At 46.2% G+C, this 15,587-nt stretch carries 16 protein-coding genes, 1 other RNA gene and 1 pseudogene; 11 read left to right on the top strand and 7 right to left on the bottom strand.

Annotated elements, in window-relative coordinates; translation table 11 throughout:
- Window positions 1-35 precede the first annotated feature (35 nt).
- Window positions 36-393: a transfer-messenger RNA gene (ssrA, locus tag R5H20_RS19840) on the top strand.
- Window positions 394-828: 435 nt separating this feature from the next.
- On the opposite strand, the gene R5H20_RS19835 is transcribed toward ssrA, so the two are convergent.
- The 5 genes from R5H20_RS19835 to R5H20_RS19815 all read right to left on the bottom strand — a co-directional run bounded on the left by R5H20_RS19835 (window position 829) and on the right by R5H20_RS19815 (window position 4,221).
- On the bottom strand, window positions 829-1,389 hold the full coding sequence (locus tag R5H20_RS19835) for a YcxB family protein (RefSeq protein ID WP_224254439.1): 561 nt from the start codon (window positions 1,387-1,389) through the stop codon (window positions 829-831).
- A gap of 365 nt (window positions 1,390-1,754) precedes the next feature.
- Window positions 1,755-2,240, bottom strand: coding sequence for a DUF6022 family protein (locus R5H20_RS19830; RefSeq protein ID WP_006639115.1), 486 nt, complete (start codon window positions 2,238-2,240; stop codon window positions 1,755-1,757).
- A gap of 110 nt (window positions 2,241-2,350) precedes the next feature.
- Entirely contained in the window at window positions 2,351-2,752 is a 402-nt protein-coding gene (locus R5H20_RS19825) for a YrvL family regulatory protein (RefSeq protein WP_006639114.1), read from the bottom strand.
- Window positions 2,753-2,823: 71 nt separating this feature from the next.
- Entirely contained in the window at window positions 2,824-3,978 is a 1,155-nt protein-coding gene (locus R5H20_RS19820) for an oxalate decarboxylase family bicupin (RefSeq protein WP_006639113.1), read from the bottom strand.
- Between the two features lie 93 nt (window positions 3,979-4,071).
- Complete coding sequence (locus R5H20_RS19815) at window positions 4,072-4,221, bottom strand: YvrJ family protein (protein WP_006639112.1); 150 nt, start codon at window positions 4,219-4,221, stop codon at window positions 4,072-4,074.
- A gap of 155 nt (window positions 4,222-4,376) precedes the next feature.
- Here R5H20_RS19815 and R5H20_RS19810 point away from each other — a divergent pair, with 155 nt between their 5' ends.
- The 4 genes from R5H20_RS19810 to R5H20_RS19795 all read left to right on the top strand — a co-directional run bounded on the left by R5H20_RS19810 (window position 4,377) and on the right by R5H20_RS19795 (window position 7,044).
- On the top strand, window positions 4,377-4,958 hold the full coding sequence (locus R5H20_RS19810) for a sigma-70 family RNA polymerase sigma factor (RefSeq protein ID WP_006639111.1): 582 nt from the start codon (window positions 4,377-4,379) through the stop codon (window positions 4,956-4,958).
- Between the two features lie 37 nt (window positions 4,959-4,995).
- Window positions 4,996-5,151 carry a hypothetical protein gene (locus R5H20_RS19805; protein ID WP_238548712.1) on the top strand — a complete coding sequence of 52 codons (156 nt, stop codon included), beginning with the start codon at window positions 4,996-4,998 and terminating at the stop codon, window positions 5,149-5,151.
- 197 nt (window positions 5,152-5,348) lie between these two features.
- A complete protein-coding gene (locus R5H20_RS19800; protein WP_006639109.1) occupies window positions 5,349-6,317 on the top strand; it encodes an oxygen-dependent tRNA uridine(34) hydroxylase TrhO in 969 nt (322 codons plus the stop codon).
- A gap of 91 nt (window positions 6,318-6,408) precedes the next feature.
- On the top strand, window positions 6,409-7,044 hold the full coding sequence (locus tag R5H20_RS19795; protein WP_006639108.1) for an FMN-dependent NADH-azoreductase: 636 nt from the start codon (window positions 6,409-6,411) through the stop codon (window positions 7,042-7,044).
- A 31-nt stretch (window positions 7,045-7,075) separates the two neighbouring features.
- Here R5H20_RS19795 and R5H20_RS19790 read toward each other — a convergent pair whose 3' ends face one another.
- Complete coding sequence (locus R5H20_RS19790; protein WP_034326662.1) at window positions 7,076-8,128, bottom strand: oxidoreductase; 1,053 nt, start codon at window positions 8,126-8,128, stop codon at window positions 7,076-7,078.
- Window positions 8,129-8,303: 175 nt separating this feature from the next.
- On the opposite strand from R5H20_RS19790, the gene R5H20_RS19785 reads away from it, so the two are divergent.
- The 4 genes from R5H20_RS19785 (at window position 8,304) to R5H20_RS19770 (ending at window position 12,277) form a co-directional block, all read left to right on the top strand.
- A complete protein-coding gene (locus tag R5H20_RS19785) occupies window positions 8,304-9,479 on the top strand; it encodes a macrolide family glycosyltransferase (RefSeq protein WP_029419536.1) in 1,176 nt (391 codons plus the stop codon).
- Between the two features lie 280 nt (window positions 9,480-9,759).
- Window positions 9,760-10,233 (top strand): MarR family transcriptional regulator, encoded by a 474-nt coding sequence (locus R5H20_RS19780; RefSeq protein ID WP_006639105.1) that lies wholly within the window; start codon window positions 9,760-9,762, stop codon window positions 10,231-10,233.
- Window positions 10,234-10,344: 111 nt separating this feature from the next.
- Window positions 10,345-11,574 carry an MFS transporter gene (locus R5H20_RS19775; protein WP_040348628.1) on the top strand — a complete coding sequence of 410 codons (1,230 nt, stop codon included), beginning with the start codon at window positions 10,345-10,347 and terminating at the stop codon, window positions 11,572-11,574.
- 22 nt (window positions 11,575-11,596) lie between these two features.
- Complete coding sequence (locus R5H20_RS19770; protein WP_006639103.1) at window positions 11,597-12,277, top strand: peptidase E; 681 nt, start codon at window positions 11,597-11,599, stop codon at window positions 12,275-12,277.
- Window positions 12,278-12,306: 29 nt separating this feature from the next.
- Here R5H20_RS19770 and R5H20_RS19765 read toward each other — a convergent pair whose 3' ends face one another.
- Window positions 12,307-13,494 carry an MFS transporter gene (locus tag R5H20_RS19765; protein WP_006639102.1) on the bottom strand — a complete coding sequence of 396 codons (1,188 nt, stop codon included), beginning with the start codon at window positions 13,492-13,494 and terminating at the stop codon, window positions 12,307-12,309.
- Window positions 13,495-13,802: 308 nt separating this feature from the next.
- On the opposite strand from R5H20_RS19765, the pseudogene R5H20_RS19755 reads away from it, so the two are divergent.
- Window positions 13,803-14,051, top strand: a pseudogene (locus R5H20_RS19755) (sugar isomerase); the annotation flags it as partial.
- The gene (locus tag R5H20_RS19750) at window positions 14,048-15,538 is read left to right on the top strand and encodes a rhamnulokinase (RefSeq protein ID WP_006639100.1); all 1,491 of its coding nucleotides are present in this window, start codon (window positions 14,048-14,050) and stop codon (window positions 15,536-15,538) included. The pseudogene R5H20_RS19755 and the gene R5H20_RS19750, both read left to right, overlap by 4 nt.
- Window positions 15,539-15,587: the final 49 nt, after the last annotated feature.

The raw sequence follows: 15,587 nt of genomic DNA, 5'->3' as shown, positions 1-15,587 counted from the left end.
GATGCAGCCAGTTATCCGGCTTCCTTTTCATCCAAGGGGACGTTACGGATTCGACAGGGACGGATCGAGCTTGAGCTGCGAGCCGAGAGGCGATCTCGTAAAAACGCACCTAAATATAACTGGCAAATCTAATAACCAGAACTTAGCACTAGCTGCCTAATTAGCGCAGCGAGCTCTTGCCCGCATCGCCTATGTGCCGGTTAAGAGCCCATAACCAAGTAGGCTACGCTTGCGCTTCCGTCTGAGAGCGCAGGAAGAGACTCATCAGACTGGCTCTCTGAAGGCCCGCCCGCAGGCACGACGATGAGCGAATCCAAATATGCAGGGCTACGCTCGTAGACGCTGAAGTATCGACGTTTCTGGACGTGGGTTCGACTCCCACCGTCTCCACCATACATATGATGGTGGTTTTTTTTGTTTTTTGGGGGATTTTGTGTTTTTGTTCAGGAACAGTGAACCGCTTAAATAAACCCATTAGTACAAATTGGCTGCTTTTTTTGCAGGTCAGCCAAAACAGTATTATTGGCAGCAATAATACTGAAGTCCAGATGAATCTTCACAACTCCAAGATCACCAGCAGATTGGTTTTGCTAATGATTCATTCCAAAAATGAAACCAATGACAATCAAGTCTATACCTATGATTCCTTTACAGGTTGTTTCTTTCTATGAGATAAAATCATGTCAGAATTCGGCCCCATCAGGTGTGATGGACCATTTTTTGGCCTTAATGACCTTATAAGTGATGGGACTTATTACATATATTAAGAAGCAAAACAATTGCAGGCTGAAAATATGCCATATAAAAAAGAGGGGGAGACCCCTCTTTTTAAGATTGCCATTTTACTTTTTTGGCCTGTCCATATTCAGTCACAAGCTGTCTGAACGAATGAAGCTCATTTTCAAATGTGAAATAACGTTTCGGTATCAAGATCAACTGGCTGCTGGACGTTTTCATGAGGAATAGGCGTTTATATTCTGTTACTGCCGTCACTTCATGCCATTGAAACAACGTATCGGAATTCTTAGATTGAATCTGAATCCCCTGTGGATTGATGGTATATGTTCGTTTGCGTTTTAACCGTTCATTTTTTCGAAATCCAATTTGCATCCGGATATAAAAAAAACCAATCAAAAGTAGCGTTAAAATCATTGAAAGTACAATAATGAGAAGGCCATTCAACAGCAATTCGAGTGTTTCACTATGATAAACGGTAATCGGCAGCCTCTCATCGACGGAAAACACCCAGACAAACAATAGAAAAATAAAAATAAAATAAAGGAGTGCGTATTTCTGAAGCCAATAAAAAAAGAAAGATCTCATATCTTGTAATGTAAATTTTCCCTGAAGAAAGACGCTGTGCTGGATCATACGTTTACTGCATCTCAAACATGTTTTCCTTTAATCTTAGCATAAAATCTCATTTATTCATAGAAATGGATTCCGGATTGGTTTTGTCTTTCTGAGCAAACTGTCATTGCTGCCAAGTACGCCATCGAAAATAAGCTGACGGCGACCCGGGGACTGCTGACTTGATTAAAAAGAGCTTTCCCGGCATTTTTTGCTGAAACAGTATGATAAAAAGACAGTAGAGTTAACAATATTTCGAACATTCTCATGATGCTGGTCTTATATATAACGAATCGGCTGTTTGATGAGTTTCAAAAGCTTCCTTGGGTTTCATGTAAGTGAAAAAACCGCTGGATGACCCAGCGGCTGCAGCATATAAATGTTTAAAAGCAGATCGTAGCAAGCTAGTTCTCCTTTATCTGTTTAACGGCAGCGACAATCAGGCCCCTTTCTGTGTCTTCCAAAGTGTAAATCTGAGGGGCATGAGGCACATCAAACCCGGCATGGGAGTGATAGAAGTCAAAAAGCATCGTGCCGACCGGGTGTTTTTGCTGATCGGCGATGACAACCCAAAACACTCGTGAGCGGCAGTTGTCAGCTCCCCATTTTTCCATGGACTGTCTAAAGTTCAAGCCTTGTCCGATGAAAAAATCGCCTTTTTTCACATCTTGAATCGTTATATAGCCGGATTGTTCGAGGCTCTCAAATACAGGAGGGAGCAGTTTATCCAAGTAAAGCCCGTAAGTCGCGTCCTCTAATTCGGGAAACGCTTTTAAAAATTCCTCCCGATGGTTGTCGAGCGTCTTTTTCCAATAAACGTTCACATAGCTTTGCACCTGTCCGCCGATTTCTTTGATCGACATGTCCTGCCTGAAACTTATTGTGTTCATGGACGAAAACCTCCTTTTAATCGCTGCATATCCAGTTTATAACATTCATGCAAATGATAAAGTTTGTGAGAACGTTGAGTCCTGCAATGAAGAAAACTTTATCATCCGATTTAGAATTGTAAGAGCGAACCGGACCTTTGGCGCGGATAAAGGATTTTATCGATTGTAAAAAACGAAACGGCGATCATCATTTCCGCCGAAGTCGTCAGCAGAATGTCGTCCAGCAATTCGTCCGCTGTGAAAATGGCGGCCCATAAACATCCGATTGTGATGATTTCGGCGGCGAAAACCGTGATCCGCCGATTGATGCGCAACAGCTTAATGCTGTGGATGAGCAGCTTTTCAGCCGGTTCCATGACAAAGGTCAGTCCAATATAAAAAAGCGTGAACAGAAGCAGGGACCCGACCGTTTGGTAAAATGCGCCCGGCAGATGAAAAAGGATCGAAATGCCGAGAAAGTGGGCGGAAAAAACGAATACAACCGATAAGCAGCAAATAGCGAAATGTTTCATGACACAACTCCTTTAAAATATGTATACACAGCCGAAGGCCTGCAGGATATGTCTCCTGCAAGCCTGGCTGGTTATTTTTTATCAAATTTAACGACCGGATGCTTTTCTTTGCAGAGCATGTTTGTAAACTCGCTGCCAACGTCAAGGTGCTGGCGGACAAGTTCTTCCGGAACGAGCGCGAGCCACTGGTTTAAAGAAATGTCAGCATAGTGGTCGTCTTTGAAAATTTCGAGGAAGCGAAGCGGTTCGTCTCCAGTATTTTGGACGTAGTGTCCCATCGCAAACGGCACATAGCCGACATCTCCGGCCCGGTAATTAAATGTTCTGGCATGTCCGTCAGCCGCGAAAACCGTCATTTTCGCTTCTCCGGAAATGTAATATTGCCACTCGTCTGTATTCGGATGCCAGTGCAGCTCCCGGATGCCTCCAGGTTCGACTTCCACAAGCGCAGATGCGATCGTTTTCGATGCTTTGAAATTAGTGGAATCTGCAATCCATACTTTACCGCCGCTTGCCACGATCGGTTCCTGATCAAGCAAATTGTAGCTGAAGGATTGAGGAACCGTTCCGTTCGGGCTTTCGACTTTGTCCTTCTCAAGCAATCCAGGGATCGCTTTTTGGAAAATATATTTTTCTTCAGCTGGAAGAGAAGCGACGACTTCTTTTGAAATGCCGAAGTTTGCGGCAATGACATCATCAGGCGTATGGGCCAGCCAATCCGTCACCTGGAAGGTGCTGTTTTCAGAGAAGGAGCCGTCATCGAAGACGAGCAGGAATTCGCAGCCGTCTTCAAGGCCTTGAAGCGAATGGGGAATCCCAGACGGAAAATACCATAAATCGCCCGCCTTCACATCTTCAATAAAGTTTCTGCCGTCCTGGTCGACAGCCGTAATCCTTGCTGATCCATAAATCACATAAGCCCATTCTGCTTCCTTATGCCAGTGCAGTTCTCTGATGGCTCCCGGTTTCAGCCTCATGTTGACAGACGCGATATTGTCGGAGACCGGCAGCTCGCGAACCGTGACTTCCCGTGCGTATCCGCCGTTTTCGAGACGGTTGTGGACATCGGAAAATGAAAATTTCATGTTTGAAACCGTTCCGTGATCTGTTTCAGGCGGCACGAGCATGTCCGGATTTTGCCGGTCGCGCTCAATGTTATGCGGAATTTTCGTTTCCGCTCCTTTTTCTCCTCTGATCGGCTGCGGAATTTGTTTGTTTTTTTCCATGTGATATCCCCTCTTTCTAAAAATGTAAAGGAGTGCTGAAAGGCCTTTCGTTTTCCCCTTCTGTCATGTTAAGTGAAAAAAACGGGGCCGAAGTCAATCACCGGAATCATTTTTTTCTTTGATCAATTCGATCAGTTCATCGATTTTCTTTTCAAAACGTATAAGCAGGTAAATCGCCAATACAGCGGGAAAGCCGACATTGCCGATTTGTTTTGCTGCTTCCTCAATAAATGCACTGTCCATTTTTACCACCTCCTATGTTATGAAGTGACGAAAGTTTGAAAAATGTAAGCAAAAACTATTTTCTCTGAATGGGAACTTATGTTTGCATGTTAATAGAAGAGATGAGTTTACTTTTTTTTCATTTCTTTCATCTAAATAAATAGGAGGCGGTTTATATGATTGATCAAACGTTACTGCGTTCGAAAATCAAGGAGGTCACAAAGCATCCGCTTGTGAAGAATTTTTTGAGTAATCCCGGGTATGAGCGGCTTTTCAATCACGTATTGGAACATCCGGATTCTGAAGAGGCAGAGTGTCTCGATCGTGAATTTAAGCGGTTTTACAAAAACATCCGCATGATCAAATACATCAACTCGATGATCCGGATATTCTCCGTCGACTTTGATAAAAGAGTCCGGAAAAACCGAGAGCGCTTTCCACTGATGATCGACGACAGTCCAAACCTGTCTGAGCCGCCCCGCGGGGACCTGTTAGATGATGTTTTGGATCGAGAAGAGGATTTAAGCGAACATTTGCAGGACCAAATGCTCTATGAGGCGTTTTTGCAATTGACGGACAAGCAGAAAAAAGTGCTGGCGCAAATTTATCTTCACGGGGTATCCATGCAGGAAATTGCTGACTCTTTAGGAGAGTCGAGGCAAAATATTTCAAGAATTCATAAAAGGGCCATCGAAAAAATAAGAGTGCTGCTGAATTCTCAAGCAGAGGGGAATGATAACAGTGAGTCTGCACGATGAAAAAGACATTGAAAAATTGCTGGAAAACTTCACGCCGATGATCAAAAGCAAATTAAACAACACATCCTATCAAGAGAGGGAAGACCTTGAACAGGAGCTGAAGATGAAGATTTGCGAAAAAGCGGAGATGCTTTTATGTCAAGAGGTGCCTGGTTTTTGGGAGTTTATAACAGAATTGCTGAGGGCCCTTTAACCTGAGCTGTTTCGCTTGCGTAAAACTGCAAGAAGTGATAAAATTTTTAGCATTTGATTAATGGAATGTCCAAACTGATTTCATTGAATTCATGGTGATGATTTGTTTTAATATGACTGAAGGTTTTTAAATCTAAATGGATGAGGATTCCATTTTTATCTTATAAAAATATGCATCAGATAGGTGGTTAAGATAACATGAAAAATCAATACCGAGTATTGTTGTACTATAAATATGTTCATATTGACAATTCCGAGCAATTTGCCGCAGATCATCTCAAATTCTGCAAAGAGCTGGGGCTCAAAGGCCGCATCCTGGTGGCAAGTGAAGGGATAAACGGAACTGTATCAGGAACGGTCGAACAGACAGAGCGCTATATGAACGAAATGAAAAATGATCCCCGTTTTGAAGATATGGTGTTCAAAATTGATGAAGCCGAAGGGCACGCGTTCAAAAAAATGCATGTCCGTCACCGCGATGAATTGGTAACGCTCCGTCTCGAAGACGATATCGACCCGAATGAACTGACGGGAAGATATCTTGAGCCGAAGGAATTTTATGAAGCCATGCAGCAGGAAGATACAATCGTCGTCGATGCCCGGAATGATTATGAGTATGATCTGGGGCATTTTCGGGGAGCGATCAGACCTGACATTAAAGCGTTCCGCGAATTGCCGGAATGGATCCAAAACAACAAAGAGAAGCTGGAAGGAAAGAAAATTTTGACCTACTGTACCGGCGGAATTCGCTGTGAGAAGTTTTCAGGCTGGCTGAAAAAAGAAGGGTTTGAAGATGTGTCCCAGCTTCACGGCGGCATCGTCACCTACGGGAAAGATCCTGAGGTCCAGGGCGAGCTGTGGGACGGCCAATGCTATGTCTTTGATGAAAGAATCAGCGTTCCCGTGAACCAAAAAGAGCATGTCATCGTCGGAAAAGATTACTTTACAGGCGAGCCTTGCGAGCGCTATGTCAACTGCGCCAATCCGGAATGCAACAAGCAGATTCTGTGTTCTGAAGAAAATGAGCACCGCTATTTGCGGGGCTGTACGCACGAATGCCGGGTTCATCCTCGGAATCTGTATGTCAAAGAGCATGGCCTGACAGAAGAGGAAGTGCGCGAGAGGCTTGAAAAACTGAATGAAGAAGAACAGGTTGCAAAGGGATAAAAGAAGCGTTCTTTTATCCCTTTTTTTTCTGAATATTTGCCGGCTGTTTTCTTATACTAACAAACAATAAAAGAAAAGGCAGGTTTCAGACATGACGAAAACTCTTTATATTACGGCGCATCCCCATGATGAAAAAACATCATACAGTATGGCGGCGGGGAAAGCGTTTATCGAATCGTACAAAGAAGCTCATCCTGATGATGAAGTGATCCACCTTGACCTTTATCGCGAAAACATTCCGCAGATCGATGCGGATGTATTCAGCGGATGGGGGAAGCTTCAATCGGGAAAGGGCTTTGAAGAGCTTTCAGAAAGCGAAAAAGCCAAAGTCGGCCGCCTGAATGAGCTGAGCGAGCAATTCGTGGAAGCTGATCAATATGTATTTGTCACACCTCTGTGGAATTTCTCTTTTCCTCCTGTGATGAAAGCTTATTTTGATTCGGTCGCTGTTGCGGGCAAGACCTTTAAATACACGGAACAGGGCCCAATCGGCCTGTTGACCGATAAAAAAGCGCTTCATATTCAGGCGCGGGGCGGCTATTATTCGGAAGGGCCCGCTGCCGAGCTGGAAATGGGCCACCGCTATATCAGCATCATGATGCAGTTTTTCGGTGTTCCGTCGTTTGAAGGCCTGTTTATTGAAGGCCATAATGCAGAGCCTGATAAAGCAGAAGAAATCAAAAAGAATGCGATCGCCCGCGCGAAAGAATTGGGCCGGACATTTTAAAAGAGCCGCGGGAAGGCGCCCGCGGCTTTGATTATTTATTGAGCAAAACGGTCTTTTTCAATTCGCTGCTTTCCCTGGCCGCTTCGATAATCCGGATGACGGCAAGGCCTTCCTCGGCTGTGACGGGCAGTTTGCCGCCTTTGAGGATACTTGCAGCGAGCTCTTGGTAATACGTTACATAAGAACCTGGCAGCGTTTTCACGGTTTCTGTTTTGACCTCTTCCCCTTCGACAACGGTCAACTCCCCGTAGTGCTCCGGAAGATCGGCTCCCCACGATTCGCCGCTTGGTTTTTGCCCCGCTCTGAGCGCATCTTCCTGGCTGTCAATGCCGTATTTGATAAAGCTTCCTTTTTGGCCGTGAACCTGGTAGCGCGGTCCGTTTGCCGGGACGATCGAACCCGAATGGAGAATCGCCTGCAGTTTGCCGTAGTGGAGTACGATGTGGAAATAATCATCTGTTTCTGCACCGTCCCTTTGAGCTGCCACTTGAGCGGTAACGGCTTCAGGCATGCCGAATAGATGGAGAACCTGATCAATCAGGTGTGACCCCAAATCATATAGCGCTCCGGACCCCGGTCCTTTTTGCTCTCTCCAGCGCTGTCTGACATTTGGCCGATAGCGGTCATAGGAGGCGTGGAATGTATTGATGTCTCCGAGCCGGCCTTCGCTGATCAGCTGTTTGATCGTCAAAAAGTCGTTATCCCATCGCCTGTTGTGATATACACTGAGAAGTACGCCTTTTTCTGTGGCCAAATGAATCAGCTCTTCCGCTTCTTCAGCCGTCGCTGTCATCGGTTTTTCCAAGACGACGTGCTTTCCGGCGAGAAGGCATTCTTTAGCCGCTTCAAAATGAAGGCCGCTCGGCATCGTGACAATCACCAGATCAATGTTCGGGTCGCCTGTGATGTCTTCAATTGAGCTGACCGCTTCCGCTTCCGGAATTTCACTATTTACCTGCTCTTTTCTCGAAGTCATCACTTTTTTGATGTCGAATTCTTCTAAGACCGATAATAAAGGGGCATGAAAAACTGAACCTGACAGCCCGTAGCCCAATAACCCCGTGCGAATTCTGTCCAACTTCATTCTCCTCCCGTATGTTTTCTATGTATTGCTGTACGTATTTATTGTACCCTGTTTACCTTGATGAACAAACCTTAAGGCTTTCAATTCCTGCTAAATTCCCCCATGAGTTCAGACTTTAGTTAGTGGACTTTTACCGTTTTTTACATGTAGAATTTTTAGAATAAAGGAGTGTGAAATGATGGCGAATATTTTGATGATCAATGTTCCGGCCGAAGGCCATGTCAATCCTACCCTTGGTATCGCGAAGGCTTTCGCTGAAAGAGGGGACAATGTTCACTACGTTACGACCGAGAAGTTTAAAGAAAGGCTTGAAGCGCTCGGCGTCCATGTCCATCTTCAGCCCGATTTCATGAAGCAGCTTAAAGGCGTGGATTCGGTGCTGAAAATCATGATTCAGATTGCTAAAGATACGTTGTCGATCGTCAAAGAATTGGCTGAACAGATCGAATTTGATTTTGTTTATTATGATACGTTCGGCGCTGGAAAGCTTGCGCGGGATTATTTAGGGATTCCGGGAATCTCCTCATCCTCGTCATTTTTGTTTTCTGAAGAGTTTATGAAAAAACACGGTCCGATCAAAGCGGCTCAAGGAAATCCGGAGGTTGAACGTCTGATACGCGAGATTGAGGACCAATTTGGCGTAGTAGTGGACAGCCCGGCGCAATTTATGAGAAATGACGGCGAATTGAATATCGTGTATACAAGCCGTTATTTTCAGCCTGACAGCGGTCAGTACGGTGATGAGTATGTTTTTATCGGTCCGAGCTTTCCGGAGCGGAAAGATTCGCGCCGCGGCTTTCAGGTGGAAACTCTCCGCGGAGAACGGGTCCTTTATATTTCAATGGGGACTGTTCTCGACAACAAAGAAGCCTTTTTCAATACGTGTATTGATGCATTCTCCGATTTTCAAGGGAAGGTTGTCATCGCCGCCGGAGAAAGGGCTGATCAAAGCCGGCTGAAAGAGGCGCCCGGCCATTTTATCATTTCTTCTTATGTACCCCAATTAGAGGTACTGCAGCAAGCCGACGTCTTTATCACTCATGGCGGAATGAACAGTGTGAATGAAGCGATTCATTACGAAGTCCCGCTTGTCGTGATTCCGCATGATAAAGATCAGCCTGTTGTCGCCGCACGTCTAGCCGAGCTTGGGGCAGGCTACACACTATCAGAGGACGATGTGAACGCTGATACATTGAAGGAAGCTGTAAATGAAGCTGTGGAAAATGCAGCCTATTTGCAAGGTATTCGGAAGATTAAGGACAGTTTTCAACACTCAGGCGGAGTGCGGCGTGCTTTAGAAGCCGTTGACCGATTCGTGGAAGAGAAGAAGCAGAGCCTGGGAAATCGGTAATCATTCCGGCCGTCCTTGCGGAACATGGAAGAGAGAGGAGCCTGTACAATGCGGCTCACATGTATATAGCGGGGCTTGCCTTTGGCAAACCATTGGGCTATCACTAACAGGATCTCAAACCGCTTTCCGGGTGGAAAAACAGTTTTATCATTAAATCTCTAAAAGCATATTTTGCGGTCATCATCCCGTGGAATATGCTTTTTTCCTTGCTAATATTATTGTTAACTGGTAAACTATATTTTAGTTAACTGGTTAACAAAAATAGAAAGGGATGAATAAAGTGGAAAACAGCATTTATGAACAGGCATTTCAAGCCGTTCAGGATTTTATCCTCAATCGGGAAAAGCGGACGCAGCATGTACAGCAGGAACTCGCGAAGGAAGCTTTAAAAGGCGAAGAAAACCTGCCTCAGCATTGGACGATCACACAACTGCACATCGTTTCTTTAATCAATGACGGCCAATCCTTGGTCAACAACGCTTATCTTGCCGAAAAGCTGCACGTTTCCAAAGCGGCGATCACAAAAGCGACAACCGTTTTGCTGAAGCACGGTATGATCGAGTCCCGCAAAAAGCCGAACAACAACAAAGAATTGTATTATACGCTGACAGAGGAAGGCGAAAAACTGGCAGCGGTCCATGACCGCATGCATGAGATTGCAAAAAAACGCTATATCGCATTGTTTGAACAATTTTCAGAAGCGGAGCTGGAGACCGTTATCCGGTTTTTAGGCGAATGGTCTAAGCATATGTGATGGTTGGACATCGACCGGACGATGGCGGCGTTTCAGAGCGGGCCATGCGTCACGCCGCCGCGGATTTTTTCAGCCCGCAGATTCAATCAAATAAAGGCAGGCGTTTTTAAATTGAAGCCCTTGAAATCAAGTTCTTCATTCATTTTGTACTTAGTGTGTATCAGTGCATTTTTTGCATCGTTAAATCAAAATGTTTATTCACCGATTATTCCTTTAATCAGAGATTCGTTTCATGTTTCGGTTTCGATGGTGAATCTGTCAGTTTCCATCTTTATTTTTATTACGGCGGTGATGCAGATTATTTTGGGCTCGATTGTTGATGTTAAAGGCGCGAGGTTTGTGATGCTGGCAAGCATCGGCTTAACCGTCATCGCCAGCATCGGCTGCGCCGCCTCTCAGGATTTCACGCTGTTTCTGATGTTCAGAGTGCTTCAAGCGGTGGGAACAGCAGCGCTGCCTCTTATTGCAGCAACGACAATCGGCGGCTTATTTGAAGGAACGAAGCGGGGCAGTGCGATGGGGACTTATCAAATGCTGCTTTCCGTAGCTCCGGCAGCGGCGCCGATACTTGGCGGTTTTATCGGTGAACGCTACAATTACCCGGGCATTTTTTGGCTTCTGACCGGGCTTTCCGTCATATTGCTTTTGGCAAATGCGCTCTACTTTCCCCGCGAAGAAAGAAGGGAGAAAGCAAATTTGAACGCAGGGAAACTAGTAGCCCACTACAAGGCCATCTTTACAAACAGGTCGGGAAACGCAGTGTTAATACTAGGCTTTCTCATTTTTCTCGTTTATTTTTCCGTTGTCGTTTATTTGCCGATTTTATTAACGGACAGCTATCATCTTGATTTGAACATTGTCGGTTTGCTTTATTTGCCGATCGCGGTCAGTACGATTGCCGGGAGCATTGTGTTTAAATGGATACAAAAGAAGGTAGCGCTCAGACACCTGTTTTTGTGGGGCAACCTCACGTCAGCCGGCAGCATTGTCTTTTTTAGCTTCACCCATTCAACATCGCTGTTTTTTATGTCGATCGCTTTGATCCTGTTCGGCATGACGATGGGGCTTATCCCGCCTCTGTTCTCCACGATGATGGCAAACGAATTTGAGGAGAGCAGGGGCAGTGCGTTAGGGATGTTTAACTTTATCAGATATACTGGAATGGCCTGCGGCCCGATGATATCGGCATTTTTCCTGGAAAGGCTGCCTTCGGTTTTCGTTTTTTGCTGTTTTGGAGTGCTGTATGGGGCCGTTGTCCTGGTGATGCAGATGGTGATCGGGAAAAAAAGCGGCTCAAAAGGTATACACAAACAAAGCAAAAAAACTGTCCGTTCGTCATAAGCTGGTGAAATGAGGTGGTATTATGCGGAAATTGTTTCTTTCCGGAGGCGGAGATAGGGAACAGACTCGTACAATAGATCAGCGTTTTGCAGAGGAAATCGATAAAGAGAAGCCTTTACTGTATATTCCCGCTGCGATGGATGCCTCCCGTTTTCCAGATTGTTTTCGGTGGATACAGGGCGTCTTCCAGCCGTTAGGCTTACACGACATCATCATGTGGACGAATCTTAAAGGCAAGAGCATCCGGGATTTGAAGGAGTTTTCGGCTGTATACATCGGCGGCGGAAATACATTTCGTCTGTTGAAACACGTGACTGACACCCGTTTTATCGATATTTTAAAAGACTATGTGGAACAAGGGGGAATCATCTACGGCGGAAGTGCGGGCGCTATCATATTCGGGAAAAATATCATGACCTGTTCGCATATGGATGATAACGATGCGGGAATAAGAGATGTTAACGGTTTGGGCCTTACGGACGAGTATTCGATTTGGTGCCACTACCATCATGAAGATGACCCGCTGATCAAAGCATTTATGAAACAATATGACACGCCGGTGATATCATTGCCTGAAGAAACAGCCATTTTGGTTGAAGACACCGGGATACAGGTCATCGGAACAAAGCCTGCCTATGTTTTTAGAGGAGAGGACAGGACCGTTATCCATGAAAATGATGTGATAAAAAAAAGCTCCACATGATCCGAATGTGGAGCTTTTTGATTTGAACGCTATTCCCAAACTTCTTTCACTTGCCGTTTCTCTGATGCATAAGCGAACATCGTCAGCATCAGTCCGAGGGTGGTCATCAGCGCGCCGCCTGTGGCGAGATAGGTGTACGATTTGGACGCATTGAGAATAATGCCTCCGATCCAAGCGCCAAGCGCGTTGGCCAGGTTGAAAGCGGCAATGCTGACCGAAGTCGCAATCGTTGTTCCGTGCTCAGATCCGGCGACGACTTTGGTTTGTAAGAGCGGGACTGTTCCGAACGCGCCCGCTCCGAATAAAAAGGTCATCATAATGGCGCCTGCCGGATGTCCGGCTGCAAGCGGAAAGACGGCAAGAATGCACATCAACGTGATCATCACCCCGATCATTGAGCGGGTCAGCAGATGGAACGGCACTTTTCCTGCATAAAAATTGCCGACGACACCGCCGAAGCCATATGCGAAAAGAGCAGCTGTAATGCCGAGGCTCCCGAAACCGGCTGAGTGCCTCAGCATCGGTTCAATGAAGGTATAGGCGATAAACACGCCGGAGTAGCCGAATATCGTGATGGCAAAGGAATAGAGAACTTGTTTATTTTTAAACACACTCCATTCATGGATCAGTTTCGGAACGACTTTTGGTTTTTTATGCGGCACGGTCAGGGCGATTCCGGTGAAGCCGATGAGACCGAGAATCGCGATTATTAAAAAGACAGTCCGCCAGCTGAAAAGGTCTCCTAAATAAGAGCCGAACGGAACACTGAGCATCAAAGCGATGGTTAATCCGCCATTCATTGAGGCTGCAGCGGCGGCCCTTTTTTCAGGCGGCACCATTTCACTGACGAATACCATTGTCGTCGCAAAAAATGCTCCATGAACGGATGCGGATAAAATTCTGGATATCAATAAAACCGTAAAGTTTGGCGCGAATATACTGAGCGTATTGGCCAAAACAAAGATCCCCATCAACCCGAGCAATACCGGCTTCCGCGGCAGCTTTACCGAGAGGATCGTCACAATCGGCCCTGTCAGACAGACGCTTCCTGCGTAAGCCGTAACCAGCAGTCCGGTGGATGAAATCGGTACAGAGAGATCCTTTGAAATAGAAGTTAAAATGCCCATGACGACGTATTCCGTAAAGCCGATGGAAAACGTGCAAATCATAAACATTATAATGATCAGCTTGACTGGTACATTGTGTTTTCTGTTCATTGAATCATCCCTCCTTAAAAAAACATGAATTTATATATTAAAAGATGAAGAGGGGAATTTCAACCTTTTTTTGGCTGTGGAATATGTTTCTCAGGCAGATTTAAAAATGATATTTGCAAAAAAGCGCTTACAAAAAACAAGATATGCTACTCTATAAACAAGCATATTCAAAAATAAACAAAAGCAAACGGAGTGGTTCGTATGGTGAAATATTTGTGGTCTGATGAGCAAGCGGCAGCATTGACGCCTGGGTTAGATGAGCTCGTATACCGTTCCAACCTGATCGGTTCCGACCGTTCGGTATGCAACTGGATGTGCAGACATACTATGCCAAAGCGCTCCTCATCAATTATGAGGACGTCAAAAAAGCGCAGGAGCGTCAAGATGTGCTCGCTTGTGAGGCGGCCGTGCGTGAAGCATTTGAAATCGACGTAAGACCGCTTCTATATGCCGTACGCGAAGAGATGAACGTTCCGGCTGAACCCCTGAAAGCTTATCAAGAAAGCGGATATGCCGAAAAAATCCTGTCGCGCGGCAAAGGCGGTGCAAGCTGGTGACGATCCTGGCTTTCGATTTGGGGGCGGGAAGCGGCAGAGCCTTTAGCGGGCATGTTGACGGCGGCCTGATCAAAGCGAAGGAAATCCACCGCTTTCCAAACCAGCCCGTACAGGCGGGACAGCATCTATGTTGGGATATTCTCCGCCTCTTTCATGAAATCAAGCAAGGCATCTTGAAGGCGAAAAACGATTGCGGCCGAATCAGCTGCATCGGGATTGATTCCTGGGCGGTCGATTTCGGCCTCCTCGATCGAAACGGAGAGCTCTTGGGCAATCCTTATCATTACCGGGACCCTCATACCGACGGAATGATGGAAGAAGTATTGAGTGATCTCGGCAAGGAAAAGATATTTTCACATACGGGCATTCAGCTCCTGCCTTTCAATACCATTTATCAGCTTTATGCGCTGAAAAAAGCAAATTCGCCTCTTTTGGAACGGGCTGAGACGCTGTTAATGATTCCCGATTTGCTGCGCTACTTTTTGACAGGCGAGAAAAAAAGCGAATTTACGAATGCCACGACAACCCAGCTGTTCAACCCGAAAACCTCCGGCTGGGATTGGGAGCTTATCAGCAGCCTTGGCCTGCCGGACGCGATTTTCGCAAAAGACATTCTAACACCCGGAAGTGAAGCGGGGCGCCTGTCGCCGTCCGTATGTGAAGAATTGGGTGTTCCGGCGGCGCCTGTCATCGCAGTCGGAGAGCATGATACGGCATCGGCTGTTGTCGGTGTTCCCGCTGAGTCAAAAGAATTCGCTTACTTGATTTGCGGAACTTGGTCTTTGATCGGGACTGAGCTTGAAGCGCCTCTTATGACCAAACAGGCGCTTGCTTGGAATTTTACAAATGAAGGCGGTGTCGGGGGTACCTTCCGTTTTCTGAAAAACATTATGGGACTGTGGATTTTCCAGCGCTGCCAGGCTGATTGGGAGAAAGACGGAAAACGGTATACGAGCGGGGAGCTTGTGAAGCAGGCCGCGCGGGCGGACGCGTTTGCATCATTGATCGACCCGGATGATGGCATGTTTCTCAATCCCGTCAATATGCCAGAGGCGATCCAGGGCTACTGCCGAAAGACCAATCAAAACGTCCCGGAAACGCCTGGAGAGATCATCCGCTGTGTGCTGGAAAGTCTCGCGCTGACATACCGCTTTGCGCTTGAACGGATGGAAGCTATGACAGGAAAGGAATATGAAGGTCTTCATATGGTTGGGGGAGGCATTCATAATGAACTGCTTTGCCAATATACAGCGAATGTGTTGGCGAGAAAGGTATGGGCGGGCCCCTCTGAAGCGAGCGCAATCGGCAATATAGCGGTTCAGGCTCTCGCGCTCGATTTGTTTTGGGATGTTCAGGAAGCGCGGCATGCCATTCGCAGATCCTTTTCTCAACAAACATACGAGCCTGAAGATGCGCCGGCCTGGGATAAAGCGTACAAACATTTTAAGGCGCATATTTTGGGCGCTCTTTCCGGCCGGACACATTAAAAACATTTCCCGGTTTAGCGCTTATGCGCTATGATGGAAGAAACAGTGA

It is taken from the genome of Bacillus sp. KICET-3, from assembly GCF_033261025.1.
GTDB lineage: Bacteria > Bacillota > Bacilli > Bacillales > Bacillaceae > Bacillus > Bacillus sonorensis.
The sequence above is the reverse complement of the archived record's forward strand: the minus strand, read 5'-3'. Positions and strand labels throughout refer to the sequence as shown.